This is a genomic window from Streptomyces sp. NPDC001348, assembly GCF_053597535.1.
Map to the genome: position 1 here is coordinate 175,974 of NZ_JBSFIK010000014.1, position 14,968 is coordinate 190,941.

A 14,968-nucleotide genomic window follows, 5' to 3' on the forward strand; every position below is an offset into this window, starting at 1 on the left:
CGTGCCGGATCGACTGGCACGGCACGGCCGTATGTACGTGTGGAGGCACGGGGGAATGAAGATCGACTGGGACCGGCGGACCTGCGCCCGCAAGGGTCATGTGACGTACGCGCCGGACGACCCCAGACTGCGGGTACGGCTGCACGCCCAGACCGCGCTCGGGGACGTCTGGCGCTGCCTGCGCTGCGGGGACTTCGTGCTCGGCGAGCCGCACGGCTCCGGGCCGGCCGCCGACGCCCCGCTGGTGCCGCGCGGAAAGGTGCTGCGGGACCTGTTCATCCTCCGCTTCCTCGCGATCGAGCGGGCCGTGCGCGGGGTGTTCATCGTGCTGGTCGCGGTGGCGGTGTGGAAGTTCAGCAACAGCCAGGACGCGGTGCGCCGCCTCTTCAACGAGAACCTCGCCGTCTTCCGCCCGGTCTTCAGACACTTCCACTACGACCTCGACCACTCCCCGGTCGTCGGCTCCATCCAGAAGGCCTTCGGCTACCGGCACTCCACGCTGCTGCTCGTCGCGGCCCTGCTGCTGGCCTACGCCCTGATCGAGCTCGTCGAGGCGGTCGGCCTGTGGTACGCCAAACGCTGGGCGGAGTACCTCACGGTGGTCGCCACGGCCGCGTTCCTCCCCCTGGAGGTCTACGAGCTCACCGAGAAGGTCAGCTATCTGAAGATCGCCACGCTGGTCCTCAACATCCTCGCCGTCCTCTACATCGCCCTCGCCAAGCGCCTGTTCGGCCTCCGCGGCGGCCGCAAGGCCTTCGACGAGGAACGCCACAGCGCGTCGCTGATGGAGGTGGAGGAGGCGGCCAGGTCCGTGACCCTCTAGATCCGAAACCGACGGACGTCATCGGCAGGTGGGTCTCCCGTTCCCAGGAGACCCCCATGACCGAACGCGGGCTCGCCCCGGTCCGGCCCCGGGAACGCGGGGCCCGGGTGGCGGGCTCAGCGGAGCAGCAGGTCGCGGATCGCCCCCGTGATCTCGTCGGGCGCCTCCTCGGCCATGAAGTGCCCCGCCCCGGTCAGCCGGTGGTCCAGGTCCGGCGCCCACGCCTGCCAGACCGCGGCGGCGTCGTAGCCCAGACGCGCGCCCCAGTCCTGCTGGACGACCGTCACGGGCATGGCCAGCTGGGAACCGGCGTCCCGGTCCGCCTGGTCGTGTGTGATGTCGATGCCCGCCGAGGCCCGGTAGTCCGCGACGATCGACGGCACGGCCGCCGCGCACGCCCGCAGGTACTCGGCCCGGACCGGTTCCGGAAGGGCGGCAGGCTCCCCGGCCCAGGCGTCGAGGAAGGAGCCGAAGTAGGCGTCCGCGCTGTTGGCGATCATCGTCTCCGGCAGCCCCGGCGGCTGCGCCATGAGGAACAGGTGGTAGCCGACCGCCGCCGGGGCACCGTGCAGAACGCTCCACATGTCCAGCGTCGGCACGACATCGAGGATGCCCAGGTGGGTGAGGGTCTCGGGATGGTCCAGCCCCGCCCGGAAGGCGACTAGGGCGCCCCGGTCGTGGCCGACCAGGGCGAAGCGCTCATGCCCGAGCGCCGCCGCCAGGGCGACGACATCGGCGGCCATGATGCGCTTGGAATAGACCTCGGGGCCGGTGGCCGCCGGCTTGTCGCTGGCACCGTAGCCGCGCAGGTCGGGACAGATCACCGTGTGCTCGCCCGCGAGCCGCTCGGCGACGTGCCGCCACATCAGGTGGGTCTGCGGAAAGCCGTGCAGCAGCACGACCGGGCTGCCGCTGCCGCCGACGGCGGCGGCCAGCTCCACTCCGTCCGCGCCGGGCAGGCGGACGTGGTCGAAACCGGGAATGGTGAGCGTCATGAAAGGCCCCTCCCTGGGGTCGGTGGACCGAAAGCCTTGGTCCGAGGGCTGACGGGACCAGCGTGGGCGACGGCGATCAGCAGCCGATCAGTACGCTTCGACGCCGCGGACCCGTGGCACGGAAGATGGAGGCCATGCGAATCGACGTACTCGGTGCCGTGCGGGCCCTCCGCGATGACGGCACCCCGGTCGACCTGGGCGGACCCCGCCACCGCGAGGTGCTCGCCCGGCTCGTCGCCGCCGGGGGACGGATGGTCTCCACCGACACCCTCGTGGACGACCTGTGGGCCGAGCCGCCGATGCGCGCCGTGGGTGCGTTGCGTACGTTCGTCGCCGCGCTGCGCCGCGCCATCGAACCCGGACGGCCGCCCCGCACTCCGCCGCGCGTCCTCGTCACGGAGGGTCCCGGCTACGCGCTGCGCCTGCCGCGTGACGACGTGGACGTCCACCGGTTCGAGGACGCCCTGGCCCGCGCCCGGCGCACACCCGAGGCGCTGACCGGTCTCGACGCGGCCCTCGCGGCCTGGCGCGGCCCCGCCTACGCCGACGTGACCGGCTCCGCGTGGGCCCAGCGCGAACGGACCAGGCTGGAGGAGCTGAGGCTGGAGGGGCTGGAACTGCGCGCCCGCCTCCTCCTCGACTCCGGTTCAGGAGCCGAGCTCGTCGCCGAACTGGGCGCCCACGTCAACGAGCACCCCTGGCGCGAGCCGGCCTGGGGACTGCTGGCCCGCGCACTGCACCGGGCGGGCCGTCAGGCGGACGCGCTGGCCACCCTCCGCCGCGCCCGCACGATGCTCGTGGACCAGCTCGGGCTCGACCCCGGTGCCGACCTCAGGCGCCTGGAGACGGACATTCTCCGCGGGGCCGCGACGCTCCAGCCCTCACGCACCGAGTGGACCGCCGGTGTACGACTCGGCCCGCGCACCACCGTCGAACTGGCCCGCACCCTGGCCCTGGCCGGTGGTGACGCCCTGGTCCACTCACGGCGCGACCGCCTCGCCGCCGTCCAGGCGGCGGAGCGCACCGGAGACATCGCCCTGACCGCCCGCGTCATCGGCGCCTACGACGTGCCCGCCCTCTGGAGCCGGGCCGACGACCCCGAGCAGTCCCGCGCCGTCGTCGAGGCGGCCGAGCGCACGCTCACCGCACTCGGCACCGACGGTCCCGCCGAACTGCGCGCCCGCCTGCTGGCCACCGTCGCGGTCGAGAGCCGCAGCGCCGATCTGTCCAGCACCGCACGGAAGCGCGCCGGACAGGCGGCGCGCGAGGCCGAGGCGATGGCCCGGGGGCTGGGTGCTCCCGCCCTGCTGGTGTTCGCCCTCAACGGCGTGTTCCTCCAGTCCTTCACCCGGCCCGGGCTGGCGGCGGCACGGGACGCGATCGGCGCCGAGATCCTCGACCTGGCCACCCGGCACGAGGTGCCGAACTTCGCCGTGCTCGGCCGGCTCATCCGACTGCAGTCCGCCTCCGCTCTCGGCGACCTCGACGCCGCGACCGCACACGCCGAGGCCGCCGAGCAACTGGCCGTCAGCACCGAGGCCTCTCTCGTCCCCGTACTCACCGCCTGGTTCCGGGCCCGGGCCACGGCCGCCCGCAGCACCGCACCGGACGGGCCGGCCGCCGCCACGGCCGCGGCGCACTACCGCGCTGCCGAGGACGCCCTCGCCGGGACGGCCGGCATGCCGGGGCTGCACCGGGGCCTGTTCGCCCTGGCCCTGCTGGGCCTTCGTCTCCTGCACGACCGTCCCGCGCCCACCGATCCCGCTCTCGACTGGGGCCCGTACCACCCCTGGACGCATCCCCTGGTGCTGCTCGCCCAGCACCGGGCCGAGGAGGCCCGTACCGCCCTGACCACGGCGCCCGAACCACCCCCTGACCACATGCAGGAGGCACTCTGGTGCCTGACCGCCCACGCCGCCGCCCGCCTCGGCGAGCGCCAGGTCGCCGTCCGCGCCGCGACGGCCCTGCGCCCCGCCCGCACCGAAGACGCGGGCGGGGCGAGCGGCATGCTGACGCTGGGGCCGGTGGCGCGGTACCTGGCGGAGGCGGAGGCATGCGCCGGCAGCGGATGACCGACGAGACCGCCGGACCGGCCCGGTCACACGTGCCGAAGTGAGGCCATGAGCCGGACTCGCTCCCGCTCAGTCTCCAGGAACGGTGCGCGGCCGTGGACGTTCTCCCTGAGGCCCGAACATGACCAGATACTCGACCGGTCCGTCGGATCCGGCGTTCGCGACTCCGTGAGGGGTGCGGGTGTCGAACTCGGCGACGTCCCCGGCGGCCAGGACGAGGTCCCGGTCACCGAGTGCGAGCCACAGCCGCCCGTACAGGACGCACAGCCACTCGTGACCCTCGTGGGACCTCTGCCGGGGCCGCCGGGGCGACCCCTCGACGGCGGGCAGGACATGCTTGTGGGCGTGCAGGCCGCCGACGTACCGGGTCAGCGGCAACACCGCCTTGCCGTCGCCGAAGCTGTGCGGCGCCGTGCCGCGGGGCTCGGCCACAGGGGCGGGCGCGGTGCCGGCCAGCTCGTCCAGGGAGGTTCCGTACTCCTTCGCGAGCCGCAGCACCACCTCCAGGGTGGGCTTGCGCCGGCTGGTCTCGATCCGCGACAGCGTGCTGGGCGAGATGCCGGTCGCGCGGCTGACATCGGCGAGTGTGACGCCACGGCGCTCGCGCACGCTCCGCAGCCGGGGCCCCATCACCGCCAGTGTCCGGGCCACGTCGTCGTCCCCGGCCACCGTCCCCGTTCCTTCCCCGCTGTGTCTGCTCACCACCTCTGTCCTGCCAGCTTGCCAGAACGGCAACGCCGATCGCGCGGAGTGGCCGCCGCGCCGCATGATCGCCGGGTACCCGCCCTCCCGCGACCGAGGAGAAGCACCCCATGCAGTCCGAGCCGACCGCCGCACTCCGCCACCGCACCGTCGACGCCCCCGCCGGGCGCCTGCACCTGGTCGAGCAGGGCACCGGCCCGCTGGTCCTGCTCGTGCACGGCTTCCCCGAGTCCTGGTACTCCTGGCGCCGCCAGCTCCCGGCCCTCGCCGCGGCCGGGTACCGGGCAGTGGCGATCGACGTACGCGGCTACGGCCGCTCCTCCAAGCCCGCAGCCACCGACGCCTATCGGATGCTCGACCTGGTGGAGGACAACGTCGCCGTCGTGCGCGCCCTGGGCGAGGAAAGCGCGGTGGTCGTCGGCCACGACTGGGGCTCCAGCATCGCCGCCGCCTCCGCCCTGCTCCACCCCGGTGTCTTCCGCGCCGTCGGCCTGCTGAGCGTTCCGTACGCGCCGCCCGGCGGCCCCCGCCCCACCGACGCCTTCGGCCGGATCGGCGGCCCCGAGCAGGAGTTCTACGTCTCCTACTTCCAGGAGCCCGGCCGCGCCGAGGCGGAGATCGAGCCCGATGTCCGGGGCTGGCTCGCGGGCTTCTACGCGGCACTGTCCGCCGACACCATGCCGGCCGAGGGCGAGCCCGACCCGCACTTCGTCGCCCCGGGCCGTCACATGCGCGACCGTTTCCCCGCCGGCCCACTCCCGGCCTGGTTGAGCGAGGAGGACCTCGACGTCTACGCCGGGGAGTTCGAGCGCACGGGTCTGACCGGCGCCCTCAACCGCTACCGCAACATGGACCGGGACTGGGAAGACCTCGCCCCGCACCGCGGCGCCCCGATCGAACAGCCCGCCTTGTTCGTCGGCGGCTCCCTGGACACCTCCACCACCTGGATGTCCGACGCCGTCGACGCCCACCCCACCACCCTCCCCGCCCTGTCCGCCTCCCACCTCCTGGACGGCTGCGGCCACTGGGTCCAGCAGGAACGCCCCGAGGAGGTCAACCGTCTGCTGACCGACTGGCTCGCCACCCTCCAGAGCTGAACTTCCGTCAGGCATCGCAACGGGGACATCGCGCTGCTCTCGGTCACATGACCACCTGGCGGCAAGCCCAGCCGGGGTGCCTTCGCCGTTGACTTGACGTCGACGTCAAGGACTACGTTCGTACGCATGCGAATCGGCGAACTGGCCGCCCGGGCCGGGACCACCACGCGCGCGCTGCGGTACTACGAGTCGCGCGGGCTGCTGCCCGCGCGGCGCGACGACCACGGCCACCGCACCTACGACGAGCACGACCTGCGGCTGCTCAGGCAGATCCGGACGCTGCAGGACTTCGGGTTCGACCTGGAGGAGACGCGGCCGTTCGTGGAGTGCCTGCGGGCCGGTCACCCGGAGGGCGACTCGTGCCCGGCGTCGCTGGCGGTCTACCGGCGCAAGCTGGCCGAGCTCGACGATCTCGTCGGCGAGCTGACGGCGGTCCGGGAGAAGGTCGCACGGCAGCTGGCGCGGGCCGAGCGGGCCATGGGCGGGCTGGCCGCCGAGGCGCTGGTTCCGGGGGGTCCGGAACCCGGGTGCGAACTGGGAGGGCGGATACGGTGATCAAGGCAGCGGGCGTGGCCGAGGTGACGGACGGGGACTTCGCGGCGAAGGTGATCGACTCCGAGCTGCCCGTGCTGGTGGAGTTCACCGCCGACTGGTGCCCGCCGTGCCGGCAGATGGGGCCCGTGCTCAGCGCCCTCGCCGACGAGGAGGGCGGCCGGCTGAAGGTCGTACAGCTCGACGTGGACACCAATCCGGTGACCACCAACGCCTACAAGGTGCTGTCGATGCCGACGTTCATGGTCTTCCGCGGCGGCGAGCCGGTGAAGGCGATGGTCGGTGCCCGGCCGAAGCGGCGGCTCCTGGAGGAACTGTCCGACGTGCTGTAATCCCACCCGGCAACGAAGAAATCCCCCGAGCAATTGCGCTCGGGGGATTTCTCTGCGTATATTCAATGGTTCGCGACTTCAACCTGATGAAGTCGCGAGGAAGTCCAGTGAGCACAGTATATCCGGGCGGGAGCAGAATTGTCAAACACCGAATATCCGGACGATGAATTGCGGCACGAACAGGAATTCATCGACGGACTGTACGCGCGCGTGGACGCCCTGCGCGGTGACGCGGAGACCTCCGTCACCGACGCCCTCGCCCAGGGCGACAAGCCCATGCAGGCCCGGCTGGAGCGGGACATCCTGGTCGCCGAGCGCTCGGGCCTGCTCGCCGCGCTGAACGCGGTGGACGGCTCGCTGTGCTTCGGCCGTATCGACCTGACCTCGGGGGTGAAGCACCACATCGGCCGTATCGGGCTGCGCCACGACGACGCCGAGCGCACTCCCGTCCTCGTCGACTGGCGGGCCGACGTCGCCCGCCCCTTCTACCTGGCCACCGGCCACACCCCGATGGGTCTGCGCCGGCGCCGGCACATCGCCACCGACGGCCGCCGGGTCACCGCCCTGCACGACGAGATCCTCGACCTCGGCGACGCCGAACGCACCGGCCACGAGGACCCCACCGGCGACGCCGTGCTGCTGGCCGCGCTGAACTCGGCCCGCACCGGCCGCATGAGCGACATCGTGCAGACCATCCAGGCCGAGCAGGACGAGATCATCCGGGCCCCCCACCGCGGGGTGCTCGTGGTCGAGGGCGGCCCCGGCACCGGCAAGACGGCCGTCGCCCTGCACCGGGCCGCCTACCTCCTCTACGAGTACCGCGAACTGCTGGCCCGCCGCGCCGTCCTGATCGTCGGCCCCAACCCGGCCTTCCTCGGCTACATCGGCGAGGTGCTGCCCTCCCTCGGTGAGACCGGCGTACTGCTGGCCACCGTCGGCGAACTCTTCCCCGGCGTGAAGGCCACGGCCACCGACACACCCGAGGCGGCCGCCGTGAAGGGCCGCGCCGTCATGGCCGACGTGCTCGCCGCCGTCGTACGCGACCGGCAGGCCCTGCCCGACCCGGTCATCGCCATCGAGCACGACCGCGAGGTGCTGATGCTCGACGACGGCCTGGTGAACGTCGCCCGCGAACGCACCCGCGCCGCCAAGCTGCCGCACAACGCGGCCCGTGAGCACTTCGAGGGCCACATCCTCAACGCGCTCACCGAGCTGTACGCCGAGCGCGTGGGCACCGACCCGTACGACGGCGGCAGCCTGCTGGACGCCTCCGACATCACCCAGATCCGCGACGAGATCGCCGAGAACCCCGAGGTCTGGTCCGCGATCGACCGGCTGTGGCCGCGGCTCACCCCGCGCCGGCTGGTCGCCGACTTCCTCGCCGAACCCGACGGCTACGTGTCCGAGGCCGACGCCGACGCCATCCGCCGCCCGGTGACCCGGGCCTGGACGGTGGCCGACGTGCCCCTCCTCGACGAGGCGGCCGAACTCCTCGGCGAGGACGACCGGGTGGCGAGGGCCCGCGCCGAACGGGAGCGCGAGACCCAGATCGCCTACGCGCAGGGCGTACTGGACGTCTCCTACGCCTCCCGCACCTACGAGTTCGAGGACAAGGAGGACAGCGACCCGGAATCCTCCGAGGTGCTGTCCGCCCACGACATCATCGACGCCGAACGGTTCGCCGAACGGCACGAGGAGGGCGACCACCGCAGCGCCGCCGAACGCGCGGCCGCCGACCGGACCTGGGCGTTCGGGCACATCATCGTCGACGAGGCACAGGAACTGTCGCCGATGGCCTGGCGGCTGCTGATGCGGCGCAGCCCCACCCGCTCGATGACGCTGGTCGGTGACCCGGCGCAGACCGCGGAGGCGGCCGGCGTCGGCTCCTGGGCCGGCATCCTCCAGCCGTACGTCGAGGACCGCTGGGAACACACCCGGCTCGGCGTCAACTACCGCACCCCGTCCGAGATCATGGACGTCGCGGCGGCCGTCGTCCGCGCCGAGAACCCGGACTTCGAACCGCCGAGCTCCGTCCGCTCGACCGGGGTACGGCCCTGGGCCCGCCGCGTGTACGACGACCTGTCCGCCGCGGTGGCCGAAGCGGTCGCCGAGCTGACGCCCGCCGAGGGCCGACTGGCGGTCATCGCCCCGCGCGAGCTGCACCGCCGGCTGGCGGCCCGGCTGGACGGGGTGACGGCGGGCGCCGAGCCCGACCTCACCCGCACCGTGGTCCTCCTCGACCCGCGCCAGTCCAAGGGCCTCGAGTTCGACTCCGTCCTGGTGGTCGAACCGGGCCGGTACGGCACCAGCGACCTGTATGTGGCCCTGACCCGGGCCACCCAGCGCCTCGGCCTGGTCCACTCCGGGGAACTGCCGAAGGCGCTGGCCGAGGCGCTGACGTAACACGGCATCACACGGACGTAACAGTTCGTGTTCTTGTTACTGCGAGTACACGGCCGGTGCGGTATGCGTGTGCGGTATGGAAGCCCAACCCCCCACCACCGCACCGGCCGACAGCCCCGACCTGGCGTCCCTGCCCGTGCAACCGCTGCTCACCGCCGAGTTCGACGCCGACCCGGGCGCCGTCTACCGGCGGCTGCGGCGGACCTACGGCCCGGTCGCCCCGGTCGGCCTGCTGGGTGTACCGGTCTGGCTGGTCCTGGGCTACCGGGAAGTCCTGGAGGTGCTGCGCAACGAGGGGCAGTGGCGGCGGGACGTCCGGTACTGGCGGGCCCGCGCCCAGGGCCGGCTGCCCGCCGACTGGCCACTGCTCGCGGGCTACGAGGTCCGGCAGACCATGTTCATGGACGAGGAGGAGCACCAGACGGCGCGTCGCACGCTGCACACCGCGCTGCACCCCTTCCAGGACGCCCGGACCCCCGAGGGCTGGGAGCTGCGCTCGGCCGTGTCCCGCTACGCGGACGAACTCGTCGCCCTGCTCGCCGCCGAGTCGGGCCCCTCCGGCTTCGCCGACCTCGGCGCCCAGTACACCCGCCCCCTGCTGCTGATGGTCACCACCAAGCTGTTCGGCTGCCCGGTCGGCCTCGGCGACGCCCTGGTCATGGACCTGTGGCGGATGCTCGACGGCGGCCCCGACGCCGGCCCGGCCACCGCCCGCGCACTCGCCGCCTTCATCCGGCTGGCCAGGCACCGCCGCGCGCTGCCCGGCGACGACCTCACCTCGTACATGCTGCTCGCCGACCCCGGCCTCACCGACGAACAGCTCGGCCGCGAGCTGTTCATGAACGCCGTCTACCTGAACGACATCACCGGCAACATGGTGCTCAACACCCTGCTGGAGGTGCTGCGCGGCAACGCCACCGTGCGCCGCAGCCTGTCGGCGGGGCAACTGGAGGAGACGGTCGACCGGGCCGCCCTCGCCAATCCGCCGGTCGCCAACATGTGCTTCCGCTTCGCCGCCCGGGACGTGCGGCTCGGCGACTTCTGGATCCGCCGCGGCGACATCGTCTCCCCGTCGGCCGCCGCCGCCCACCAGGACCTGCTGGCGATCGGCTCCTCCCCCCTGGTCGGCTCCGCCGTCTCCACCCGCGCCCACCTCGGCTGGGGCGGGGGTCCCCACCAGTGTCCCGGCGCGGCCCGGGAACTCGGCACCCTCATCGTGACCACGGCGGTCGGCCGCATCTTCGACCACTTCACCGGCGCCGAACTCACCCTCCCACCGGACCAGCTGCCCTGGCGCTCGGGCCCGGTGGTACGCGGCCTGCGCGTACTGCCGGTGCGCTACGAACTGACCCCGGCCGCGCCGTCCGACGGCGACGGCCAGGCCAGGGGGCCGCTGGCGGCGTTACGGCGGCTGATGGGCCGGACCGGGAAGATCAGCTTCTCCGGCTGAATCAGCCCCTCCGCCCTGGACAATTCAGCCCCTCCGGCGTTTGAGGAGCGGGGCCCGGGGCGGAGCCACGGCAGGAGCGCGGGGGGACGCAGTCCCCGCAGGGGTCGAAGGGGCGGAGCCCCTGGGGATGGGAAGGGCAGGGGCGGCGGGGGCGAGAAACCTAGGCCGGTCGCAGCCACACCGTCGCCAGCGGTGGCAGCGTCAGCCGGATACTGGCAGGGCGTCCGTGCCACCCCGTCGGCTCCGGCTTGACCGGGTCGGCAATCACGACGTCACCGCCCCCGTACCGCCCCGCGTCGGTGTTGAGGACCTCGTGCCAGGCCGGCACGTCCTCCGGTACGCCGAGCCGGTAGTCCTGCCGGACCACGGGGGAGAAGTGGGACACCGCCAGCAGCGGATTCCCCTCGGCGTCGTACCGCAGGAACGCCAGGACGTTGTCCTCGGCCGCGTCCCCGACCACCCACTGGAAGCCGGACGCGTCGGTGTCGAGCTGCCACAGACCCGGCGTGTCGCGGTACACGGTGTTGAGGTCACGGACCAGGTCGCGCACACCCCGGTGGTCCGGCTCGGCGCCGTACGCGGGATCGAGCAGCCACCAGTCGGGGCCGTGCACCTCCGACCACTCGGCGCCCTGGGCGAACTCCTGCCCCATGAACAGCAGCTGCTTGCCGGGATGCGCCCACATGAAGCCCAGATAGGCGCGCAGGCCGGCGCGCTGCTGCCACCAGTCGCCCGGCATCTTCGACACCAGTGACCGCTTGCCGTGCACCACCTCGTCGTGGGAGATCGGCAGCACGTAGTTCTCGCTGTAGGCGTACACCATCGAGAACGTCATCTCGCCGTGGTGGTACCTGCGGTGCACCGGCTCGTGGCTCATGTACTGCAGCGAGTCGTGCATCCAGCCCATGTTCCACTTCAGCCCGAAGCCCAGACCGCCGAAGCCGCTCGGACCCCTGAGGTGCGTGGGCCGTGTGACCCCGTCCCAGGCGGTCGACTCCTCGGCGACGGTCACGACGCCCGGGCAGCGCCGGTACACGGTGGCGTTCATCTCCTGCAGGAAGGCCACCGCGTCCAGGTTCTCCCGGCCGCCGTGCTCGTTCGGCGTCCACTGACCCGGCTCGCGCGAGTAGTCGAGGTAGAGCATGGAGGCGACCGCGTCCACCCGCAGGCCGTCGATGTGGAACTCCTCGCACCAGTACACGGCGTTGGCGACCAGGAAGTTGCGCACCTCGGGGCGGCCGAAGTCGAACTCCAGCGTGCCCCAGTCCGGGTGCGCGGCGCGCAGCGGGTCGGAGTGCTCGTACAGCGGGCGGCCGTCGAACTCCGCCAGCGCCCAGTCGTCGCGCGGGAAGTGCGCCGGCACCCAGTCCATGATCACGCCGATCCCCGCCCGGTGCAGCGCGTCCACCAGGTACTTGAAGTCGTCCGGGGTGCCGAGGCGGGCCGTGGGCGCGTAGAAACCGGTGACCTGGTAGCCCCACGAGCCGCCGAAGGGGTGCTCGGCGACCGGCATCAGCTCGACATGGGTGAAGCCCAGGTCCTTGACGTACGCGGGGAGCTGCTCGGCGAGCCGGCGGTAGGTGAGCCCCGGCCGCCAGGACGGCAGGTGGACCTCGTACACCGAGAAGGGCGCTTCGTGCACCGCCCGGTCCGCGCGGTGCGCCAGCCACTCCTCGTCCTGCCACTCGTGGTGCGAGGCCGTCACGACGGACGACGTGGCCGGCGGGACCTCGGTGCGGCGGGCCATCGGGTCGGCGCGCAGGGTGCGTGAGCCGTCCTGGCGGGTGATCTCGAACTTGTACAGCTCGCCCTCACCGAGCCCCGGCACGAACAGCTCCCACACCCCGGAGGAGCCGAGCGAGCGCATCGGGTGGCCGGTGCCGTCGAAGAAGTTGAAGCTCCCCGCGACCCGAACGCCCCGCGCGTTCGGCGCCCACACCGCGAAACGGGTGCCCGTCACCCCCTGGTGGGTCGTCGGGTGCGCGCCGAGCGCCTGCCACAGCTGCTCGTGCCGGCCCTCGCCGATCAGGTGCAGGTCCAGCTCGCCGAGCGTGGGCAGGAAACCGTAGGCGTCCGCGGTCTCGTGGACGTTCCCCTCGTACGCCACCAGCAGCCGGTACTCCGGGACCTCGCGCAGCGGGAGCAGCCCGGAGAAGAAGCCGTCACCGTCGTCGTGGAGTTCGGCCCGCAGCTCGCCGGAGACGACGGTGACGGACCGCGCGTACGGACGGAAGGCCCGGAAGGCGACCCCACCGGGCACCGGGTGCGCACCCAGTACGGAGTGCGGGTCGTGGTGGGTGCCGTGCAGCAGCCGCTCGCGGTCACCGGCGTCGACGGCGGGGGACACGGCGACCTCGGCCTCGGACTCGGGCACGGAAGCGGGCGCGGGGGTGTGCTCGATCTCCGGCGGCCCGGACTGCGCGGGCGGCTTCCGCTTGGCGGCCCCGCTCTTGGCGGACTTGTTCTTCTCGGGCGCTGACTTCTTGGACTTGGACGTCACGGACGCGTCTCCCGGGCGAGGATCTGGGGGCGGCAGCCCCTAGGTCAGGTCGGACGTGGCGAGGCGGTGGACCGCCGTGAGCGGTACGGGGAGCCAGTCGGGGCGGTGCCTGGCCTCGTAGACCACCTCGTAGATCGCCTTGTCGGTCTCGTAGGCGCGCAGCAGTACGGGATCGGTGCGCGGGTCGGTGCCCGCGACCTCGGTGTAACCGGAACAGTAGGCGGCCCGGCAGGCCGTTGCCCAGTCCGGTGCCGCGGGACTGACGGAATGCGCCGCGTAGTCGAAGGAGCGGAGCATTCCGGCGATGTCCCGCACGGGCGGCTGCGGCATGCGCCGCTCGGCCAGCGGGCGGGCCGGTTCGCCCTCGAAGTCGATCAGCGACCACTGGCCGGACGGCGAGCGCAGGCACTGGCCGAGGTGCAGGTCGCCGTGGATGCGCTGGGCGGTCCAGGTGCTGCCCTCGGCGGCCAGGTCGGCCAGCGCCTCGAAGGCCGAGCGCAGCCCGGTCTCGTACGGCCCGAGCGCCGGCACCGCCTGCACGGCGGCCGTCAGGCGCTCCACCATGCCGTCGACGAGGACCCGCAGCTGGCTGTGGCCGAGGGTCACGGTGGGCAGGGCCCGGGCGAGCGCGGTGTGCACCTCGGCGGTGGCCCGGCCCAGCGCCCGGGCCTCGGCGGCGAAGTCCTCGCCCTTGGCGAGCTCGCGCAGCGCCAGCTCCCAGCCGTCGGTCGCGCCCCGCACGAAGGGCTGCAGCACGCCCAGGACATACGAGTCGCCGTCCAGCTCGGCACGCATCCAGGCCGTCGGCGCGGGCACCCGGGCGCAGCCCTCGCGAGCCAGCGCGAGGGGTATCTCCAGGTCGGGGTTGACGCCGGGCACGACCCGGCGCAACAGCTTGAGGATGAACGTATCTCCATAGACCACCGAGGTGTTGGACTGCTCGGCGGTCATCAGCCGGGCCACGAGCCCGTCCCGGATCTCCTGGCGCGGGTCCCGTTCGAAACGGAGCCCGCCGATGCGGGCCTGGGCGCGCAGCGCCTCCAGGAGCACCTCGGCGGGCCGGGTGTCGTACAGGGCGTCGTACACCGTCTGTCCGGCGAGCGGCCCTTCCTCGACGTGTCCGATCAGCGCGGGCGCCAGCCGGGGCGGCAGCGCCTCGCGCACGCCTATGAGGAGCTGGTAGCAGTCGCCGGGATGGGAGGGGGAGCCCAGCGCGGGCGGCTGCTCGGCCCGTACCAGCAGGTGGTACAGGCCGAGCCGGCCGTCCGGGGGCAGCAGCTCGGTGGCCGAGACCGGGGTGAAACCGGTGACCGGGCGTCCCTTGCCCGCGAACCAGCGCTGCCGCGGCAGCCAGTCGCGCAGCAGTGGGTCGAGCGACGCGAGGATCTGGCCGGGACTGGTGGTGGTGCCGGATGGGGTGACCGTTTCCGCCATGGCGCACGTCCTTTCCCCGGGTCGTCGGGGCGGGTTACTTCTGCGTGCCCCGGGTGGAGCGGTGAAAACCGCCCCACCCCGGGCCACTATGCGCCTTCTTTGCGGAGGCGGAACCAGTAGAAGCCGTGGCCCGCCAGGGTCAGCAGGTACGGCAGCTCGCCCACCGCCGGGAAACGGACGCCGCCGAACAGCTCGACGGGGTGCCGCCCGTTGAACGGGCTGAGGTCCAGCTCGGTCGGCTGCGCGAACCGGGAGAAGTTGTGCACGCAGAGGACCAGGTCGTCCTCGTACTCGCGGAGGAAGGCGAGGACGGCGGGGTTGGAGGACTGCAGTTCGGTGTAGGACCCCAGTCCGAAGGCAGGATTCTGCTTGCGGATCTCGATCATGCGGCGGGTCCAGTGGAGCAGGGAGGACGGGGAGGCCATGGAGGCCTCGACGTTGGTGACCTGATAGCCGTGGACCGGGTCCATGATCGCAGGCAGGAACAGCCGGCCGGGGTCGCACGAGGAAAAACCCGCGTTACGGTCGGGTGTCCACTGCATGGGGGTGCGGACGGCGTCGCGGTCGCCGAGCCAGATGTTGTCGCCCATGCCGATCTCGTCGCCGTA

Annotated in this window: 12 protein-coding genes; 7 read left to right on the forward strand and 5 right to left on the reverse strand. The window is 72.7% G+C overall.

Annotation, left to right across the window (positions count from 1 at the left end; translation table 11 throughout):
- The first annotated feature begins 55 nt into the window (after positions 1-55).
- The gene (locus ACWC21_RS17545) at positions 56-823 is read left to right on the forward strand and encodes a DUF2127 domain-containing protein (RefSeq protein WP_450882660.1); all 768 of its coding nucleotides are present in this window, start codon (positions 56-58) and stop codon (positions 821-823) included.
- Positions 824-939: 116 nt separating this feature from the next.
- Here the strand turns inward: ACWC21_RS17545 and ACWC21_RS17550 are convergent, their stop codons facing one another.
- Positions 940-1,818 carry an alpha/beta fold hydrolase gene (locus ACWC21_RS17550; RefSeq protein ID WP_450882662.1) on the reverse strand — a complete coding sequence of 293 codons (879 nt, stop codon included), beginning with the start codon at positions 1,816-1,818 and terminating at the stop codon, positions 940-942.
- 134 nt (positions 1,819-1,952) lie between these two features.
- Between ACWC21_RS17550 and ACWC21_RS17555 the strand changes: the two genes are divergently transcribed.
- Positions 1,953-3,890, forward strand: coding sequence for an AfsR/SARP family transcriptional regulator (locus ACWC21_RS17555; protein ID WP_450882664.1), 1,938 nt, complete (start codon positions 1,953-1,955; stop codon positions 3,888-3,890).
- A gap of 69 nt (positions 3,891-3,959) precedes the next feature.
- Here ACWC21_RS17555 and ACWC21_RS17560 read toward each other — a convergent pair whose 3' ends face one another.
- Positions 3,960-4,520 carry a helix-turn-helix domain-containing protein gene (locus ACWC21_RS17560; RefSeq protein WP_450882689.1) on the reverse strand — a complete coding sequence of 187 codons (561 nt, stop codon included), beginning with the start codon at positions 4,518-4,520 and terminating at the stop codon, positions 3,960-3,962.
- A gap of 182 nt (positions 4,521-4,702) precedes the next feature.
- Between ACWC21_RS17560 and ACWC21_RS17565 the strand changes: the two genes are divergently transcribed.
- From ACWC21_RS17565 to ACWC21_RS17585, 5 genes are all read left to right on the forward strand, one after another.
- A complete protein-coding gene (locus ACWC21_RS17565) occupies positions 4,703-5,689 on the forward strand; it encodes an alpha/beta fold hydrolase (RefSeq protein WP_450882665.1) in 987 nt (328 codons plus the stop codon).
- Between the two features lie 126 nt (positions 5,690-5,815).
- Positions 5,816-6,244 carry a MerR family transcriptional regulator gene (locus ACWC21_RS17570; RefSeq protein ID WP_450882667.1) on the forward strand — a complete coding sequence of 143 codons (429 nt, stop codon included), beginning with the start codon at positions 5,816-5,818 and terminating at the stop codon, positions 6,242-6,244.
- Between the two features lie 14 nt (positions 6,245-6,258).
- Positions 6,259-6,573, forward strand: a complete 315-nt coding sequence (locus tag ACWC21_RS17575) for a thioredoxin family protein (protein WP_450882691.1) — start codon at positions 6,259-6,261, stop codon at positions 6,571-6,573.
- 138 nt (positions 6,574-6,711) lie between these two features.
- Positions 6,712-8,976, forward strand: a complete 2,265-nt coding sequence (locus ACWC21_RS17580; protein ID WP_450882669.1) for a HelD family protein — start codon at positions 6,712-6,714, stop codon at positions 8,974-8,976.
- Between the two features lie 76 nt (positions 8,977-9,052).
- Positions 9,053-10,426: a cytochrome gene (locus ACWC21_RS17585; protein WP_450882671.1), complete on the forward strand. Its 1,374-nt coding sequence runs from the start codon at positions 9,053-9,055 to the stop codon at positions 10,424-10,426.
- A 160-nt stretch (positions 10,427-10,586) separates the two neighbouring features.
- Here the strand turns inward: ACWC21_RS17585 and glgB are convergent, their stop codons facing one another.
- The 3 genes from glgB to ACWC21_RS17600 form a co-directional block, all read right to left on the reverse strand.
- Complete coding sequence (gene glgB / locus ACWC21_RS17590) at positions 10,587-12,926, reverse strand: 1,4-alpha-glucan branching enzyme (protein WP_450882673.1); 2,340 nt, start codon at positions 12,924-12,926, stop codon at positions 10,587-10,589.
- A gap of 39 nt (positions 12,927-12,965) precedes the next feature.
- Positions 12,966-14,360: a maltokinase N-terminal cap-like domain-containing protein gene (locus ACWC21_RS17595; protein WP_450882675.1), complete on the reverse strand. Its 1,395-nt coding sequence runs from the start codon at positions 14,358-14,360 to the stop codon at positions 12,966-12,968.
- Positions 14,361-14,446: 86 nt separating this feature from the next.
- On the reverse strand, positions 14,447-14,968 hold a 522-nt coding region (locus ACWC21_RS17600; RefSeq protein WP_450882677.1), incomplete at its 5' end, for an alpha-glucosidase C-terminal domain-containing protein.

What these genes read in the sequence shown, in the direction of transcription:
- ACWC21_RS17545 (WP_450882660.1), top strand. Translation starts at nt 56, where the DNA reads ATGAAGATCGACTGGGACCGGCGGACCTGCGCCCGCAAGGGTCATGTG.
- ACWC21_RS17550 (WP_450882662.1), bottom strand. Translation starts at nt 1,818, where the DNA reads ATGACGCTCACCATTCCCGGTTTCGACCACGTCCGCCTGCCCGGCGCG.
- ACWC21_RS17555 (WP_450882664.1), top strand. Translation starts at nt 1,953, where the DNA reads ATGCGAATCGACGTACTCGGTGCCGTGCGGGCCCTCCGCGATGACGGC.
- ACWC21_RS17560 (WP_450882689.1), bottom strand. Translation starts at nt 4,520, where the DNA reads ATGGGGCCCCGGCTGCGGAGCGTGCGCGAGCGCCGTGGCGTCACACTC.
- ACWC21_RS17565 (WP_450882665.1), top strand. Translation starts at nt 4,703, where the DNA reads ATGCAGTCCGAGCCGACCGCCGCACTCCGCCACCGCACCGTCGACGCC.
- ACWC21_RS17570 (WP_450882667.1), top strand. Translation starts at nt 5,816, where the DNA reads ATGCGAATCGGCGAACTGGCCGCCCGGGCCGGGACCACCACGCGCGCG.
- ACWC21_RS17585 (WP_450882671.1), top strand. Translation starts at nt 9,053, where the DNA reads ATGGAAGCCCAACCCCCCACCACCGCACCGGCCGACAGCCCCGACCTG.
- ACWC21_RS17595 (WP_450882675.1), bottom strand. Translation starts at nt 14,360, where the DNA reads ATGGCGGAAACGGTCACCCCATCCGGCACCACCACCAGTCCCGGCCAG.